Genomic DNA, 14,839 nt, shown 5'->3' with positions numbered 1-14,839 from the left:
GGCCACGAACCTATGCCCCCTGGCATGACGGTTCGTGACCCCTGTGCTTGCCCCCAAGGCGCCTTACTCCGCGTCGGGCGCGACCACGGCGAGCGTGGTGTCGATGCGGCTGGGCTGACCGGCGGCGGCGAGGCTGAGCGCCTGGTCGCGAAGGCGGGCGACCTGCGGCTGGGCCGAGGCGACGGCGACCTTGCGGCACTGCAGTTCGTCGTCGTTGATGAGGCTGAAGCCGTTGGGCTCGCAGACGGCGCGGCTGGCGCTGCGGATGCGGGCATCGAGGCGCTTCATGTCGCGCGGCTTGGCGAGGTCGAGGTCGCCGATCGCCACCCGCTTGCTCAGCGCTTCTTCCTCGTACGGCGCAGTGATGCTGATATCGGGAGACTGGGCAAAGGCGGTGGCGGGCGCGATCGCAATCGCGATCAGGCCGAACGAAGCCGAGAAGGCAAGAGCCGTCAGACCCGTACTCTTCAAACTGCTGGACATTTCAAACCCCTTGTCAGTCCGGCAGGTCCATTCCCGCCGGCTGAGTGGGGCATTAGGACTGTCGGTCCGGAACTGCGCGCCAGCTTCGATATCGGCGCGCCAGCGGTCGATGCGCAGGCAAACGGACGGCAGGGGCATGATCAATCGGCAAACGGCGGAAAGAGGTCGGTTCGGACCACTTCCCGCCGCGAATTTCGCTTCAATTAGAAGCTGCTGGTGCCACCACCGCCGGTCGTCATCTCATTGTGGCGCTGGCCATGACCGAGTGCAGACTGCCCGAACTGGCCGGAGCCCTGGTCATTGTCCATGCCGCCGACCTGCTGGCCGGAGGTGAGCGCCGAACCGCCCTGCCGGTCCTGCTCGCTGCCCTGGCCGGCGAACTGGTCGGAGCCGCCTTCGGTCTCGCTGCTGGCGAAGCGGAAAGCGCTGCCGTCGTCACGGGCTTCCTCGAAGCTGTGCGACTGGCCCAAGCCGGACGAGCCGCCGCTGCTCTGGCTGCCGCCCTGGCCGCCGCCGGTCTCCTTCATGAGGGCATCGTGAAGCAGGCGCTTGGCCTGCTCGGCGAGCTGCTTCTGGCTGTCGAGCGCCAGCTGGAAGAACTGGCGATGCTCCTGCTTGCCTTCCGCGTCGCCCATGTAGGTCTGGCAATTCTCCACGCCCTGCAGCGCGTGATAGAGGACGGCGGTGAGGTCGTAAGTGCTGTTGCGCGTGCCCGTGCCCGCGTTGGCCGAACCGCTCATGCTGCTGCTACCTTGATTGTTGTCCATGGTTTCGCTCCTCCTGGTTCGTGCCTCAACGCACGGGTGAGGAGACAGGGAGCTCGGCTTGCCGCAGCCGCCTTGCGTCAAATCGCCTGGCCGGCCGCAACCCCGCTCGCCCAGGCCCACTGGAAATTGTAACCGCCGAGCCAGCCGGTGACGTCGACCGCCTCTCCGATGGCATAGAGACCCGGCACCTTACGCGCCTCCATGGTGCGGGAGCTGAGGTCGGCCGTGCTGATCCCGCCGGCAGTGACCTCGGCCTTGGCGAAGCCCTCGCTTCCGTTCGGCATGAAGCGCCAGTCGGCGAGTCGGCGCTCGGCCTCCTCGAGCAGGCGGTCGGGCGCATTGCCGAGTTCGGCCGGGACGCCGAGGCGCTCCGCCAGTGTGTCCGCGAGGCGCGCCGGTAGCCGCTCGCCAAGCAGGCTGGGAAGCCGCACGCGCGGGCGCTGGCGCTTGGCCTCGCGCAGCCAGCCGCTGCCCTCCTGAGGCAGGAAATCGATCGCGACCGCCTGGCCGCGTTTCCAATAGCTCGACACCTGCAGGATGGCGGGACCGCTCATCCCCTTGTGCGTGAACAGGGCCGCCTCGCGGAAGGAAGCGCCGCCGCAGCGCGCCTCGACGGGGGCAGCGACGCCGGACAGGGTGCGAAACAGCGCTTCCTCGCCGCCCAGGGTCAGGGGCACGAGCGCGGGACGTGGTTCGACCACCTTAAGGCCGAAGCGGCGGGCGAGGTCGTAGGCGAATCCGGTCGCGCCGAGCTTGGGGATGGAGGGGCCGCCGGTGGCGATGACCAGTGCCGGGGCCTCGGCCGTCGTTCCGCTGGCGGTCACCCGGAAGCGGCCGTCGGCATGGTCGATGCCGTCGACCGCCGTCTCGCAGCGGAGCGTGACACCGCCAGCGGCGCTTTCGTCGAGGAGCATGGCGACGATCTGCCGGGCCGAGCCGTCGCAGAAGAGCTGGCCGAGGGTCTTCTCGTGCCAGGCGATCCGGTGCTTCTCGACCAGGGCGAGAAAATCCTGCGGCGTATAGCGGGCAAGCGCCGAGCGGGCGAAATGGGGGTTGGCGGAAAGATAGTTGGCCGGCCCCGCCCCGACATTGGTGAAGTTGCAGCGGCCCCCGCCCGAGATGAGGATCTTGCGGCCGGGCTCCGGCGCGTGGTCGAGGAGCAGCACGCGCCGCCCACGCTGCCCGGCAATCGCGGCGCACATCAGTCCGGCGCCGCCGGCACCGAGGATGATTGCGTCATACGAAGCGGGAGCAGGCATCGGAGCCCGCTAGCATTTCTCGCCGCCCGTGCCGAGCGAAGTCGAGGCGCGGCGCCCCTCGACTTCGCCCGTGGTGAACGGATGTCGGCGCGTCAGTTGCCTTCGAGCGGAAGCGTGTCCTCTTCCTCGCTTTCGTCATCGAGCGCCATGCCCGAGGCGGCGCCGGTGGCGTCGGCGTCGAGCGGCAGGGCGCCCCCTTCCGCTTCGGCAGCGTCGCGGGCGAGGAACTCGAGCTCGACTCCGCTCATCGCGTCGCCGGCAAGCTCGTTGGGGCTCGCGAGGGGATGGTCGTCGCTGAACTCGGCGTCATCGGCCTTGATCTGCTGGTCGTCGTCGCTGGGCCTGTCGGTCATGGGTGAAAGCTCCTTCACCAGCCTCAACGAGAAAGGGCCGCGACGTTTCCGCCGCGGCCCTCGCTGGTTTGCTCAGCGCGAGATCAGTCGCTCAGGCGACGCCCTCTTCGAGCTGGACCTTGATGCCCGGGCCCATCGACGAGCTGATCGCCGCCTTGCGAAGATACTTGCCCTTGGCACCGGCCGGCTTGGCCTTGGTGATGGCATCGACGAACGCGTCATAGTTGGCGCGCAGGTCTTCGGCCGGGAAGCTCGCCTTGCCGATGCCGGCGTGGATGATGCCCGCCTTCTCGACGCGGAACTCGATCTGGCCGGCCTTGGCGTCGGTGACCGCCTTGGTGACGTCCATGGTGACGGTGCCGAGCTTCGGGTTCGGCATCAGGCCCTTGGGACCCAGCACCTTGCCGAGGCGGCCGACGAGACCCATCATGTCCGGGGTCGCGATCACGCGCTCGAAGTCGATCTGGCCGTTCTGGATCTGCTCCATCAGGTCCTCGGCACCGACGACGTCGGCTCCGGCCTTCTGGGCTTCCTCGGCCTTCGCGCCCTTGGCGAACACGGCGACGCGGACGGTCTTGCCGGTGCCCTTGGGCAGGTTGACGACGCCGCGGACCATCTGGTCGGCGTGGCGCGGATCGACTCCGAGGTTCAGTGCGACCTCGATGGTCTCGTCGAACTTGGCAGTGGCGAGGGTCTTGGCGAGCGAGATTGCCTCGTCGACGCCGTACAGCTTCTCACGGTCGACGTTCGACAGCTGCGACTTCTGCTTCTTGGTCAGCTTGGCCATCGTTTAGCCCTCCACAACCTGGAGGCCCATCGCGCGGGCGGAGCCTTCAATGATCTTCGTCGCGGCCTCAATGTCGTTGGCGTTGAGGTCCTTCATCTTGGTCGTCGCGATCTCGGCCAGCTGCGAGCGCTTGATCGTGCCCGCCGACACCTTGCCCGGCTCCTTCGAACCCGACTTCAGGCCGGCGGCCTTCTTGATCAGGAACGAGGCAGGCGGGGTCTTGGTCGCGAAGGAGAAGGAGCGATCCGCATAGACGGTGATCACCGTCGGGATCGGCATGCCCTTTTCCATCTCTTGCGTGGAGGCGTTGAACGCCTTGCAGAATTCCATGATGTTGACGCCGCGCTGACCCAAAGCAGGGCCGATCGGCGGGGACGGATTGGCGGCGCCGGCGGGCACCTGCAGCTTGATATAGCCGGTAATCTTCTTGGCCATGTCACTCTCTTCTGGGGAGCCCGAAGGTCGCCCGGTTCAGTTTAGCGGTGCATGCGCCCCGGACTGGGTCCGAAGCTCCCGCAGTGGCTCCAGTGATGCTGGAAGGCGGCGCCCCTAGCAGAGGTCGGGGCGGGAGGGAAGGGGCGACGCCATAAGCGATGCCTTAAGGCCTGCCATGTAGAGACACGGCCCTCGATGGCAACGACTCTTCACCTCCCGGCGCACGGGCCCTCAACGTCACAATCGTCCGGCGAGCCGGGCAGCGGCGTGGCGCGGGCCGCTCTGATGGTTCCTGCTGTGCCGGTGCAGGCGTCGGCCCGGCTGCTGCTGTTCGGCGGCTGGCTGGTCCTCGTTCTCGTCCTCGCGTCGCAGCATGTGCCATGGAAGGACGAGACGCGTGCCTTCGCGCTGGCGACCACCGGCGGCAACTGGATCGACATGCTGCGCGCCATGCACGGCGAGGGTCATCCGGCGCTGTGGTACATGATCCTGCGGGCGCTGCACGACCTGTGGCCGAGCCCGATGGTGCTGCCGATCGCCGGGCTCATGATCGGAATAGCCCTTTCAGCCGTGTTCGTGATGAAGGCGCCGTTCCGCCTGCCGATCCTGCTCGTCGTGGCGTTCAGTTCCTTCCTGCTGTTCCACCATACGGTGGTGGCCCGAAACTACGGCCTCGCCTCGCTCATCCTCTTTCCCATGGCCGCATGGTGGCCGAGGCTGAGGGACAGCCCGTGGCTGGGCCTGTTGCTCCTGCTGCTCTGCAATACGGCGGTGCCGACGGTCTTCCTCGCAGGAGGCATCTACCTCTACCGGGCCCTGTCGGTCGTCGAGGAGCAGGGCCTCGCCTGGACCCGGACCATGCGGGTGCTGCTGGTGAACGGCGCGCTGCTGCTCCTCGGCGCCCTCCTGTGCTTCGCCGCCGTCTATCCGACCGCTAACGACGCCGCCGCGGCGCTGTCGTCCAACCCGCTGGAATGGAGCGCCATTCCGGCCGCGCTGCTCAATGACTGGCGGAGCCTCGACTATGCCATCGGCGGTTCGAGCGGGCTGGTGCTGACCCTGCTCAGCCTGCTGACGTTCGCCCGCAACCGGCCGGCGCTGGTGGCGGCGCTGGTCACGCTGATCCTGTTCCGGCTCTTCTTCTACTTCGTCTATCCGGCGAGCTACCGCCACAGTGCGCAGCTGATCGTCTTCCTGCTCGCCCTGCTGTGGATCACCCTGCAGGAGCCCGGCCGGGCGAAGGCGATGGCAGGCCGGTTGGTCGCCCTCGGCCAGGCGAGCTTCCTCTGCCTTCTTACCCTGCAGATGGTCTTCACCGGCGAGGTGCTGCACGCGTCGGTGGCGGGCGTCCCGTACAGCCGGGCGAAGCAGGTCGCCGAGGTGATCCGCCGCGAGAAGCTGGACCATGCCATCGTCACCGGCCAGCCCGACACGGCGATGGAGCCGATCGCCTATCAGATGGACCGTGACGTCTGGCTGATGCGGCAGGACAGGTCCGGGAGGATCAGCCCACTGACGGTCGACGCCCGCCGGCACTTCAGCTTTCCGGAGATGCTTGCGTCGGTCGAGCGGCTGCATCGGGCCACAGGCAGGCCGGTCGTCATCGTCCTGCTCACGCCGCTCAGCGATCCCACGACGCGCAAGACGGTACGCACCGGCTTCCTCGAAGACATGACACTCGACCCCGCAGACTTCGCCCGCTTCGAACGGGCCACCCGCCGTATTGCCTCGCTCGGCCCGGCGAAGACGGACGAAAGCTATGAGGTGTTCGTCTACCCGCGCTGAGCGCCGATCTGGAGCGTCAACGAAGCTGAACAAGGTCACGAAGGTCACCGGTGGCGCGGTGTCTTTGCAACGTCAGCGTGACCACGGAGAGAAGGATTGCAGCAAAGAGAAAGAGCCGTGCGGTGAACCGCTCGGTTGATTGAGCCGGTGGAATCCTACTTTGCAAGCGGGCAGCTTCATGTCCGCAAGGCGAGAGGCGACATCGGTCTTCCACAGGGCGCTCGGGCGTAGCCCTTCGAGCTCAGTCGTCGTCGGTGTCGCCCGGATCCCAGAAGACCGCCAGCGCCAGAGCGGCAGCCAGGTTGGCGTCACGCTGGCCGGCATTGCCCGTTGAGGCGAGCCGCACTCTCGTCATTCCGTTGGTGTCGATCGCGCCAACCCTATCGCCGGCCTCATTCTCTACCCAGAACCCGACCGGCCCCGACGTGGGAATGCGTCGCTTGCCCAACCTGTGCTCGGAGCGAAGGGTCAGCCGAGTGCCGTTGATCACGACCTCGCCTTCGCGCTGGACGACCTGGACCAGCTTCGAGGCATCAGGGCGGCCCTCCAGTTGCAGATAGCCAATAGGCTTCCCGTCACGGATGAATTGGCAGTGCATTCTCAGCGACGCAGTGGGGAAGGCCGCAGTCCAGCTGCCCGAGCCCACCCGCTGCTCTGCGCGACCGTACCGGCAGTCACCGGAAAGCGTGCCGTTCACCTCGGCGCCGGTGACGACGAAGCGCATCGAACCGAACCGCTCCATCTCCTTGTAGTCAACCCCAAGAGCCCCGATCCCATGGCTCTGGCCAAGGGCCCGCCGTTCCACTCGGCCGACAGCCTTGCCGACACGCAGCTTGCCGCTCTGGAAGAGAGGCTTGCGGATTTCGATGACCTCGCCAGCTGAGGCCAGCTGTTCAAACCCGTCGAGTGCCGGTGCAGCTTCCACCTGACCACTGACATTTGCCGCCGCCACACCGATGGCGACAAAGCCAACCCATCTCTGCATTTATCGCCCTCATTTCGTGTCCGAACCGATTTGCGCAGGCTTCGCTTTCGTGAGCATGAACGAGAATGAAGGGTGAAGGCCGGCAGCGGCTCGCCCGGGGATCACATGCGAACTGGCCGCCTATGTCCGTCATGGGTCGAAAGCGAACGATCATCAGCAGAGATGGCTTGAGAGCCTGACGCTCTTGCGGTCCTTGCGGCCCTCAGGATCGTTGCCGCCAGTTCGGGAGCAGAGTGGTGGCTTCGCCGGTTGGTGCGGCGAAGGAGAAGCTTATGCACGTCGTCGATCATGGGCGGGGCAAGCCGCTGCTGCTGGTGCATGGGCTCGGCAGCAGCGGGCATGCCTGGGAACCGGTGCTGGCGCCGCTCGCCGCCGCGCGGCGGGTGATGGTGATCGACCTGCCGGGGCATGGGCGCTCGCCAGCGGAGAAGGACAGCGGGACGTTCGCGGGGCTGGTGCGCTCGGTGGCCGAGTGGCTGGCGGCCGAGCGGATGACCGGCGTCGACATGGTCGGCAGCTCGATGGGCGCTCGGCTGGTGCTGGAACTCGCCCGGAAGGGGCTTGCCGGCAATGTGGTGGCGCTCGACCCCGGCGGCTTCTGGGAAGGGTGGGAGCGGCAGCTTGTGGTAGCCAGCCTGACCGCGTCGCGGGCGTTGGTGAAGGGGCTGAAGCCGGCGCTTCCCGCGCTTGCCGGCAATGCGGTCGGCCGCTCGGCCCTGCTCGCACAATTGTCGGCGCGGCCGTGGGCGCTCGACGGCGCGTTCGTCGCGGCGGAACTGAAGGCCCTGGCCGAAACGCCGACCGTGCCCTCGCTGATCAAGGATCTCGGCTACGGGCCGGGGCAGCAGGGGGTCGCCGACACCGGTCGGCGGCTGGCGATCGGCTGGGGCTGCCACGACCGCCTGTGCCTGCCGGTGCAGGCGAAGCGGGCGGTGAAGCGCTTTCCCTCCGCGCGGCTGCACTGGTTCGAGCACAGCGGGCATTTTCCGCTGTGGGACGAGCCGCGCGAGACGGTCCGGCTGGTGGCGGAGGTGTGCGGGTAGCCCGGAGCGAGAAGCCGGCAGTGCGTTACTTGACGCGCTCGACCTGCTCGAACTCCAGCTCGACCGGCGTGGCGCGGCCGAAGATGGAGACGCCGACCTTGACCCGGCCGCGGTCGAAATCGAGTTCCTCGACCACGCCGTTGAAGCTTGCGAACGGACCGTCGAGCACCTTGACGCTGTCGCCGATCTCATAATCGACGCTGATCTTGGTCTTGGGCGCGGCGGCGGCGGCTTCCTCCTTGGTGTTGAGGATGCGCGCGGCCTCGGCCTCGCTGATCGCCTGCGGCTTGCCGTTGGGGCCGAGGAAGCCGGTCACCTTGGGCGTGTTCTTCACCAGGTGATAGACGTCGTCGTTCATGCCGAGCTTGGCGAGCACGTAGCCGGGGAAGAACTTGCGGTCGCTGGTGACCTTCTTGCCGCGGCGGATCTCGGTGACCTTCTCGGTCGGGACCTCGACGGATTCGACCAGGGCCTCGAGGTTGAGGCGCTTGGCTTCCGACAGGATCGACTCGCGAACCTTGTTCTCGAAGCCCGAATAAGCGTGGATGATGTACCAGCGGGACATGGGTCTAACCTTAGAGCAGGCCGAGGAGGAACTGGACGATGGCGGCAAATCCGCTGTCCACGGCGAAGAAGAAGAGGGCGAGGATGGCGGTCAGGATGAAGACCATCACGGCCGTGACCCAGGTTTCCTTGCCGGTCGGCCAGACGACCTTGCCGCCTTCGGTGCGGACCTGCCGGATGAATTCGCCGGGACTTGTCTTGGCCATCGTGGGCGCGAGCCTCTTCGAGTGATAGAAAAACGAGGTCCGCGGATGGCTCCGCCGGACCTCGGTTGCGCAGCCATGTAGCGCGGTCTCCGGGAAGGTTCAAGGCAGCCGTCACGGAAGTGAATTCCGTGACGTCGAAGCTCGCTAGTAAGCGAGCCCGGCCGGCTGCTCCGCGTCCGCCTCGCGGATCGGCACGTTGCTTCGCTACGCGCCTCGCTTCGGCCTGGCAGGGGCAGAGGGACTCGAACCCACGACCCTCGGTTTTGGAGACCGATGCTCTACCAACTGAGCTATACCCCTAGGCCGCCTGCCGGTTAGCCGCGACGTCGGGTTCTGGCAAGGTCATGTCCGCGTCCGGCTTCGTTTCGACCGCCGCCTGCTTGCGCCACAGGCGGAAGGGGAAGGCGAGCAGCTCGCCGACCGTCTGCGGGGAGCGGGCCTCGTGGATGCCGGTGTCCGGCCACTCATCCCGGGCCGGCATGATCATGGTGCCGAACAACCGGTCCCAGAAGGAGAAGAGGATCGAGAAGTTGCGGTCGAAGTGCCGCTCCTCGAGGCTGTGGTGGATTCGGTGGTAGGCCGGATCGACCAGCAGATGGCGGAAGGGGCCGAAGCCGATCCTGACCGGCGAGTGGATGAAGAGCGCGAGGATGCCGGTGATGAGAACCACGACGCCCGGCATGCTGTAGGGACCGAAGTCGATCATCGACAGCGGAATGGAGATGAAGAAGAACATGGAGATGAACTGCAGCGGATGGCTGTAGCTCGTCGAGGCGCTGAGATGCTCGACCGAATGGTGGACGGCATGGACCGGCCACAGGAAGCGATGCTCGAAGCGATGTTCCCAGTACATGAGGAAGTCGGTGACGAGCAGCATGGCGAGCACTGCGCCCGCCGAACCAAGCCAGCGGCCGACATCGAGGTGGAGAAGCGGAGCGACCCCGAGCGCCGCCCACACCATCTTGAGCGGGACCATGACCAGGATGGCGAAGACCGGTACGAGCAGTCCGAACAGGATGCCGGGCCAGCGGTCGCGCCAGCGGAACTCGCCGCGCTTGCTGATCAGCTCCACGATGGTGCAGAGCAGGATGAGGTAGGCCGTTCCCAGCACCACATCCCGCATGTCGATCAGATAGTCGGCCACGTCGCGCCAAAACCCCCGAGAATGAGGCAGGCAGCCTTGGCCGTATATGGTTAGCGTCTGGTTAGCGCGGCTCGGATGAGCGCGCGGCCGCCACTTCGATCACGGTGCGATCGGCGTCGGGAAAGAGGCGGCATAGTTCGTCGGCGCCGAACTGCAGCGGACGAAGCACCGGACGCGACCAGGGCTTGCGCTTGTCAAGGACTTTGTCCATCACCCGACATAGCACCAAATTCCAGAAGATATTCAAGGTGCTAATCAAACCAAGACGACAGTTAACACTGCCGACACGGATTTGACGCCGGCACTTTGCCATGTTGTTTCAGTTGAGCAAGCATCGCGCCGTTGAGGGCGCTTGCAAGAGCAGGGAAGGCCTCTGGGGAAGAGGGGCGTTCCGCGTGAAAGGAATAGGGAAGTGAGCTTCTTCGACCAGCGTAGCGGCGAAGGATTTGGTCCGAAGGCCGAAGAGGGTCAGACGATGGCTCTTTCGGCGGATGAGGTGGCAGCGGCGCGTTCCCTCTTGTCCAAGCTGGTCCAGGCCGCGCCCGAGCAGGACGATGCCGGAGTGAGGCGCGGACTGTCGGCAATCGAGATCGCCAAGTCGGTCTATCAGAGCCGCAAGCGCCGGCTCGACTATTTCGGCCCGGTGCTGTTCAGCGAACCGGCCTGGGACATGCTGCTGGTGCTGTTCATCTATGGCGACGGCGGCGACCAGTTGTCGGTGACCAAGCTGGCCGAGTTCAGCCAGTCGCCGCTCACCACCGCGATCCGCTGGTTAGATTATCTCGAGAGCCAGCGGCTGATCGTGCGCCAACAATGCCAGAGCGACCGGCGCAAATTCTTCGTCGAGCTGAGCGCCAAGGGGCGCAAGCTGCTCGAGGAATATTTCACCAGCCTTCCATCGATCAATCCGCCTTCCTGAGCCAGCCGGCCGTAATCGGCCGGACCGAGGCTCAGGCCGCGATGTCGAGGGGCACGATCTCGCCGGACAGATAGAGGTTGCGCGCCTTGGTACGGCTGAGTTTGCCCGAGCTGGTGCGCGGCAGTGTGCGCGGCGGGATCAGCTCGACCACCGGCGACATGCCGATGATGGCGCGGACGCGCTCCTTGATGTCGTCGCGCAGTCGGCTGCGTTCCTGGAGGTCGCTGACGCGGCAATGGACGAGCACCGCCGGCTGCTCCTCGCCCGACGGGCCGGTGATGGCGAAGGCGGCGATGTCGCCGGACTTGAAGCCTGGCAGCTGCTCGACCGCCCACTCGATATCCTGCGGCCAGTGGTTGCGCCCGTTGATGATGATCATGTCCTTGGCGCGGCCGACGATGAAGATGTAGCCGGCGCTGAGGTAGCCCATGTCGCCGGTGTCGAGCCATCCGCCGACCATGCAGGCGTCGGTCGCCTCAGGATCGCGGTAATAGCCGACCATGACGCTGGTCCCGCGCACCCACACCTTGCCGATCTCGCGGTCGGGCAGGATGTTGCCGGCGCCGTCGCGCACCTCGATTTCCATGCCTTCCACGGCGCGGCCGCAGTTGACGATGGCGCGGTAGCGCTTGGGACGGTCCGCGCCATCTTCGGATGCGGCGCCGGAAAGCTGGCTTTCCTCGACCAGTTCGAGGCGGATACCCTCGCCCGGCGGCATCAGGCTGACCGCGAGCGTCGCCTCGGCGAGACCGTAGGACGGGCAGAAGGCACTGGCCTTGAAGCCGGCATCGGCGAAGCTGTCGACGAAGGCCTGCATGACATCGGGCCGGATCATGTCCGCGCCATTGCCGGCGATCCGCCAGCGCGACAGGTCGAAGCGATCGCCGGTCCGCGTCTGGCTCGAGATGCGGCGGGCGCAGATGTCGTAGCCGAAGGTCGGCGAATAGGAGAGGCTGGTGCCGGGATTGCGGCTGACGAGGTCGAGCCAGGCGAGCGGGCGCCGGGCAAAGTCCTCCGTCTTCATGTAATCGGTGCTGATCTGGTTGGCGATCGGCGACAGGAAGCAGCCGACCAGGCCCATGTCATGGTACCACGGCAACCAGCTGATCACCCGGTCGCTGTCCTGCATTTCCAGGCCGAGCGCGTGCCCGCGCAGGTTCTGCAGCAGGGCGTGGTGGGTGACGGCGACGCCATGCGGGAAGCGGGTCGAGCCGCTCGAATATTGGAGATAGCCGATGTCCTCGCCGTCGGCCTTCGGAAGCTCGGTCCCGGAGTCGAACGGAAGTTCGGCGAGCTTGTCCCAGCTCATCGCTCGGACCGACCGGCGTTCCGCGGCGGCGCTGCAGAAATCCTCGAGCTCGGGCGGGAAGAGGAACAGGGCCGGGTCCGAGATCGACAGCATGACGCACAGCTGCTCGACATAGGCCTCGCGCCCGCCGAAGCTGGTCGGCAGCGGCAGCGGAACCGGCCACAGACCGGCATAAACGGCGCCGAAGAAGCAGGCCGCGAACTCGGCACCGGTCTCCGCCACCAGCGCGACACGATCGCCCTTGGCGAGCCCGAGGCCGACCAGGCGGCGGGCATGGTCGAGCGCGTCGGTACGCAGCTCCGAATAAGGGTAGGCGCGCTGGAGCGTGCCGCGCGGATCGTGGAAGTTGAGGCCGCGAATCCCCTGCGCGGCATAGTCGAGCGCATCGCCAAGGGTCGCGAAATCCGCCATGCGGCGCGGCAGGCTATCGAGGGTCGATGTGGCGCCTGGCGGGGCGAGCGGGTTTGGCTTCTCGATGACGTCCATGTTCCTGCTGCGTTTCGTGGTCGGTACCGAAGCGTCGGCACATCGCCGGTTCCGGACCTTTTCGCTTGTGGTTGTTCGCGTTTGACTGTGGCACAATCAAGGCGTGGGCACGGCGGAGCGTCAGGAGAGGGAGCGTCCGGAGCGGCGGCGACGGACCCCGCGACCGCTTGATTCCGCCATGCTTCAGGAACTGGCACTCGCCTATGTCGCGCGCTTCGCGACCAGCCGCGCGAAGCTGGTTGCCTATCTCGAGCGCAAGCTGAGGGAGCGGGGCTGGTCGGACACCGCAGCCGCCGATCCGGGCGGGGTTGCGGACCGGATCGCCGGCCTCGGCTATATCGACGACGGGGCCTTCGCCGGGATCAAGACCGCGAGCCTGCTTCGGCGCGGCTACGGCAAGGCGCGGGTGAAGATGGCGCTGCACGCCAGCGGCATCGGCGAGCAGGACCGGGCAGAGGCGCTCGAGGCGGCGGAGCGCGGCAGCCTCGATGCGGCCCTGCGCTTTGCCGAGCGAAAGCGCATCGGTCCCTATGCCGAGCAGTTGCTCCAACCCCCGGCTCGCGACAAGGCGCTGGCGGCCATGCTGCGCGCTGGGCACGACTTCGCGACGGCTCGCCGCATCCTGGGCGCTGCGCCCGGCGACTTCACCGACTTCGAACCGGAAGAATGATCGTTTTCGTTGGGGTAACGTAACTTTCTGTTTGTACGGACATGTGTTATGCGTAGCACCGTGCAACGGGAGTATGCGTCAGCATCGGGGGCCGAGGAGGAGCCTTTCGCCACGGTTCAAGTGGCGGAAGAAGCGCGCGAATCGGACCTTCGCGTCAGCGGTCGAATCAAGTGGTTCGACGCAACGCGCGGCTTTGGCTTTCTCGTCAGCGATGACATCGAAGGCGACATCCTCGTCCATTTTTCCACCTTGCGCGAACATGGCCGCCGCAGCCTGCCCGAAGGAGCGGTTGTGACTTGCGCCGTGGTGCGGCAGGATCGGGGTCTGCAGGCGGTACGCGTGCTGTCGATCGATCTGACCGAAGCGGTGGTGACGCGCGTTGCCTTGTCGCCGTCGGAGGACCGGTCGGACCGGACCGCCCTGCTGGACGGCGCTGGGCCGTTCGAGCCGGTGGAGGTCAAGTGGTTCAATCGCGTCAAAGGCTATGGCTTCGTCAATCGCATCGGAGCGTCCGAGCAGGACATCTTCCTTCACATGGAGACGGTACGCCGGGCCGGTCTTGGCGATCTCCAGCCGGGGGATCGGATGGAGGCTCGGATCGCGGAAGGGCGCAAGGGCCTGACCGCGGTCGACCTGCGCAAGGATTGAAGCGGCTGGCGCTGCTCGCGGTGCTTCCGCTCGCCTTTGCCGCCGCCGCCTGCCAGCCCTCCGCCAATGGCGAGCCGCGACTGGAGCGTTCGGCCGCCGGACTGGAGCAGGTGCCACTGACCATCCGCACCGCCGCCGGCAAGGAGCACAAGTTCACCGTCGAGGTGGCGCGCACGCCCGAGGAGCAGGCGCAGGGGCTGATGAACCGCGACAGCCTGGCGCCCGACCGCGGCATGATCTTCCCGCACGAACCGCCACGCCCGGCGAGCTTCTGGATGAAGAACACGCTCATCCCGCTCGACATGATCTTCGTCCGTACGGACGGGACGATCAGCAGCATCGCCGAGAATACCATCCCGCTGAGCCTCGAGCCGACGACGTCAGTCGAACCGGTCGGCGCCGTCCTCGAGCTCGCCGGCGGCCGCACCGCGGAGCTGGGCATCAAGGCGGGGGACAAGGTGGAGTGGGTGCGCTGACCTGACCGAAGCGCCTTGCCCCCGGCAGGGCGACCGGGCTAGGGCGCTGCTCCATGGGAATCCTGGCGAGCATCTTCACCTGGTGGAACGGCGCCACCATCGGCACATCGCTGTTGACGCGCCGGCATGGCCGCGAAGTCGGGCGCGACGAGGCGGGCAACGTCTATTTCGTGCACAGGAAAGACCCGCGTCGCCGCTGGGTGATCTACCAGGGGTCGAACGACGCCAGCCGGACTCCGCCGCAGTGGCAGAGCTGGCTGCGCGGGCAGATCGAGGACGTGCCGGACAAATCCCTGCCGCCGCGGCGCCCGTTCGAGAAGCCGGGCCGGCCTAACCTGTCAGGGACCGGCGAGACCTATCGTCCGTCGGGATCGCTGTCGCGTGGCGGCAAGCGGGCTGCGGCGACCGGCGATTATCAGGCCTGGACCCCCGACTGAGGTGCGCCTTCGTCACGTCGCTCTGATGTCGCTCGGACTGCTGGCCGCCGGCTGCGATCGGCTGCCGGGCAGGGGTGACGAGC

Annotated in this window: 19 protein-coding genes and 1 tRNA gene; 7 read left to right on the top strand and 13 right to left on the bottom strand. The window is 66.7% G+C overall.

Annotated features, from left to right (window positions below):
- Positions 1–63: 63 nt before the first annotated feature.
- The 6 genes from JOY29_RS06535 to rplK all read right to left on the bottom strand — a co-directional run bounded on the left by JOY29_RS06535 (position 64) and on the right by rplK (position 4,084).
- Positions 64–483, bottom strand: a complete 420-nt coding sequence (locus JOY29_RS06535; protein WP_300975367.1) for a UrcA family protein — start codon at positions 481–483, stop codon at positions 64–66.
- 203 nt (positions 484–686) lie between these two features.
- Entirely contained in the window at positions 687–1,250 is a 564-nt protein-coding gene (locus JOY29_RS06530; RefSeq protein WP_300975366.1) for a hypothetical protein, read from the bottom strand.
- Between the two features lie 77 nt (positions 1,251–1,327).
- Positions 1,328–2,509 carry an NAD(P)/FAD-dependent oxidoreductase gene (locus JOY29_RS06525; protein ID WP_300975365.1) on the bottom strand — a complete coding sequence of 394 codons (1,182 nt, stop codon included), beginning with the start codon at positions 2,507–2,509 and terminating at the stop codon, positions 1,328–1,330.
- A gap of 92 nt (positions 2,510–2,601) precedes the next feature.
- A complete protein-coding gene (locus tag JOY29_RS06520) occupies positions 2,602–2,862 on the bottom strand; it encodes a hypothetical protein (RefSeq protein ID WP_300975364.1) in 261 nt (86 codons plus the stop codon).
- A gap of 91 nt (positions 2,863–2,953) precedes the next feature.
- Positions 2,954–3,649, bottom strand: coding sequence for a 50S ribosomal protein L1 (gene rplA, locus JOY29_RS06515; RefSeq protein ID WP_300975363.1), 696 nt, complete (start codon positions 3,647–3,649; stop codon positions 2,954–2,956).
- Positions 3,650–3,652: 3 nt separating this feature from the next.
- Positions 3,653–4,084, bottom strand: a complete 432-nt coding sequence (rplK, locus tag JOY29_RS06510; protein WP_300975362.1) for a 50S ribosomal protein L11 — start codon at positions 4,082–4,084, stop codon at positions 3,653–3,655.
- A 285-nt stretch (positions 4,085–4,369) separates the two neighbouring features.
- On the opposite strand from rplK, the gene JOY29_RS06505 reads away from it, so the two are divergent.
- Positions 4,370–5,869 carry a hypothetical protein gene (locus JOY29_RS06505; protein WP_300975361.1) on the top strand — a complete coding sequence of 500 codons (1,500 nt, stop codon included), beginning with the start codon at positions 4,370–4,372 and terminating at the stop codon, positions 5,867–5,869.
- A 241-nt stretch (positions 5,870–6,110) separates the two neighbouring features.
- On the opposite strand, the gene JOY29_RS06500 is transcribed toward JOY29_RS06505, so the two are convergent.
- Positions 6,111–6,821 (bottom strand): hypothetical protein, encoded by a 711-nt coding sequence (locus JOY29_RS06500; protein WP_300975360.1) that lies wholly within the window; start codon positions 6,819–6,821, stop codon positions 6,111–6,113.
- A gap of 305 nt (positions 6,822–7,126) precedes the next feature.
- Here JOY29_RS06500 and JOY29_RS06495 point away from each other — a divergent pair, with 305 nt between their 5' ends.
- Positions 7,127–7,897, top strand: a complete 771-nt coding sequence (locus tag JOY29_RS06495; protein WP_300975359.1) for an alpha/beta fold hydrolase — start codon at positions 7,127–7,129, stop codon at positions 7,895–7,897.
- Between the two features lie 25 nt (positions 7,898–7,922).
- Here the strand turns inward: JOY29_RS06495 and nusG are convergent, their stop codons facing one another.
- From nusG to JOY29_RS06470, 5 genes are all read right to left on the bottom strand, one after another.
- Positions 7,923–8,462, bottom strand: coding sequence for a transcription termination/antitermination protein NusG (gene nusG, locus JOY29_RS06490; RefSeq protein WP_300975358.1), 540 nt, complete (start codon positions 8,460–8,462; stop codon positions 7,923–7,925).
- A gap of 10 nt (positions 8,463–8,472) precedes the next feature.
- Positions 8,473–8,667, bottom strand: a complete 195-nt coding sequence (gene secE, locus JOY29_RS06485) for a preprotein translocase subunit SecE (RefSeq protein ID WP_300975357.1) — start codon at positions 8,665–8,667, stop codon at positions 8,473–8,475.
- Positions 8,668–8,891: 224 nt separating this feature from the next.
- A tRNA-Trp gene (locus tag JOY29_RS06480) sits at positions 8,892–8,967 on the bottom strand.
- Positions 8,966–9,811, bottom strand: a complete 846-nt coding sequence (locus tag JOY29_RS06475; RefSeq protein ID WP_300975356.1) for a sterol desaturase family protein — start codon at positions 9,809–9,811, stop codon at positions 8,966–8,968. The genes JOY29_RS06480 and JOY29_RS06475 overlap by 2 nt, the downstream gene beginning before the upstream one ends.
- Positions 9,812–9,872: 61 nt before the next feature.
- Entirely contained in the window at positions 9,873–10,022 is a 150-nt protein-coding gene (locus tag JOY29_RS06470) for a hypothetical protein (protein WP_300975355.1), read from the bottom strand.
- 201 nt (positions 10,023–10,223) lie between these two features.
- Here JOY29_RS06470 and JOY29_RS06465 point away from each other — a divergent pair, with 201 nt between their 5' ends.
- A complete protein-coding gene (locus tag JOY29_RS06465) occupies positions 10,224–10,730 on the top strand; it encodes a MarR family transcriptional regulator (RefSeq protein ID WP_300975354.1) in 507 nt (168 codons plus the stop codon).
- A 31-nt stretch (positions 10,731–10,761) separates the two neighbouring features.
- Here the strand turns inward: JOY29_RS06465 and JOY29_RS06460 are convergent, their stop codons facing one another.
- A complete protein-coding gene (locus JOY29_RS06460; RefSeq protein ID WP_300975353.1) occupies positions 10,762–12,525 on the bottom strand; it encodes a fatty acyl-AMP ligase in 1,764 nt (587 codons plus the stop codon).
- 178 nt (positions 12,526–12,703) lie between these two features.
- Here JOY29_RS06460 and JOY29_RS06455 point away from each other — a divergent pair, with 178 nt between their 5' ends.
- The 4 genes from JOY29_RS06455 to JOY29_RS06440 are packed head-to-tail and all read left to right on the top strand — an operon-like array spanning position 12,704 to position 14,756.
- Positions 12,704–13,195, top strand: a complete 492-nt coding sequence (locus JOY29_RS06455) for a regulatory protein RecX (RefSeq protein ID WP_300975352.1) — start codon at positions 12,704–12,706, stop codon at positions 13,193–13,195.
- A gap of 48 nt (positions 13,196–13,243) precedes the next feature.
- A complete protein-coding gene (locus JOY29_RS06450; protein ID WP_300975351.1) occupies positions 13,244–13,843 on the top strand; it encodes a cold-shock protein in 600 nt (199 codons plus the stop codon).
- On the top strand, positions 13,840–14,319 hold the full coding sequence (locus tag JOY29_RS06445; RefSeq protein ID WP_300975350.1) for a DUF192 domain-containing protein: 480 nt from the start codon (positions 13,840–13,842) through the stop codon (positions 14,317–14,319). The genes JOY29_RS06450 and JOY29_RS06445 overlap by 4 nt, the downstream gene beginning before the upstream one ends.
- A 53-nt stretch (positions 14,320–14,372) precedes the next feature.
- Positions 14,373–14,756, top strand: a complete 384-nt coding sequence (locus tag JOY29_RS06440; protein ID WP_300975349.1) for an NADH:ubiquinone oxidoreductase subunit NDUFA12 — start codon at positions 14,373–14,375, stop codon at positions 14,754–14,756.
- Positions 14,757–14,839 lie beyond the last annotated feature (83 nt).

This window comes from Sphingomonas sp. LHG3406-1 (assembly GCF_029637485.1).
Lineage (GTDB): Bacteria > Pseudomonadota > Alphaproteobacteria > Sphingomonadales > Sphingomonadaceae > Sphingomicrobium.
The sequence above is the reverse complement of the archived record's forward strand: the minus strand, read 5'-3'. Positions and strand labels throughout refer to the sequence as shown.

Bases quoted from the DNA above. Each gene is read 5' to 3' on its own strand.
- JOY29_RS06535 (WP_300975367.1), bottom strand. From the start codon at position 483: ATGTCCAGCAGTTTGAAGAGTACGGGTCTGACGGCTCTTGCCTTCTCG.
- JOY29_RS06530 (WP_300975366.1), bottom strand. From the start codon at position 1,250: ATGGACAACAATCAAGGTAGCAGCAGCATGAGCGGTTCGGCCAACGCG.
- JOY29_RS06525 (WP_300975365.1), bottom strand. From the start codon at position 2,509: ATGCCTGCTCCCGCTTCGTATGACGCAATCATCCTCGGTGCCGGCGGC.
- JOY29_RS06520 (WP_300975364.1), bottom strand. From the start codon at position 2,862: ATGACCGACAGGCCCAGCGACGACGACCAGCAGATCAAGGCCGATGAC.
- rplA (WP_300975363.1), bottom strand. From the start codon at position 3,649: ATGGCCAAGCTGACCAAGAAGCAGAAGTCGCAGCTGTCGAACGTCGAC.
- rplK (WP_300975362.1), bottom strand. From the start codon at position 4,084: ATGGCCAAGAAGATTACCGGCTATATCAAGCTGCAGGTGCCCGCCGGC.
- JOY29_RS06505 (WP_300975361.1), top strand. From the start codon at position 4,370: ATGGTTCCTGCTGTGCCGGTGCAGGCGTCGGCCCGGCTGCTGCTGTTC.
- JOY29_RS06495 (WP_300975359.1), top strand. From the start codon at position 7,127: ATGCACGTCGTCGATCATGGGCGGGGCAAGCCGCTGCTGCTGGTGCAT.
- nusG (WP_300975358.1), bottom strand. From the start codon at position 8,462: ATGTCCCGCTGGTACATCATCCACGCTTATTCGGGCTTCGAGAACAAG.
- secE (WP_300975357.1), bottom strand. From the start codon at position 8,667: ATGGCCAAGACAAGTCCCGGCGAATTCATCCGGCAGGTCCGCACCGAA.
- JOY29_RS06470 (WP_300975355.1), bottom strand. From the start codon at position 10,022: ATGGACAAAGTCCTTGACAAGCGCAAGCCCTGGTCGCGTCCGGTGCTT.
- JOY29_RS06460 (WP_300975353.1), bottom strand. From the start codon at position 12,525: ATGGACGTCATCGAGAAGCCAAACCCGCTCGCCCCGCCAGGCGCCACA.
- JOY29_RS06455 (WP_300975352.1), top strand. From the start codon at position 12,704: ATGCTTCAGGAACTGGCACTCGCCTATGTCGCGCGCTTCGCGACCAGC.
- JOY29_RS06450 (WP_300975351.1), top strand. From the start codon at position 13,244: ATGCGTAGCACCGTGCAACGGGAGTATGCGTCAGCATCGGGGGCCGAG.
- JOY29_RS06440 (WP_300975349.1), top strand. From the start codon at position 14,373: ATGGGAATCCTGGCGAGCATCTTCACCTGGTGGAACGGCGCCACCATC.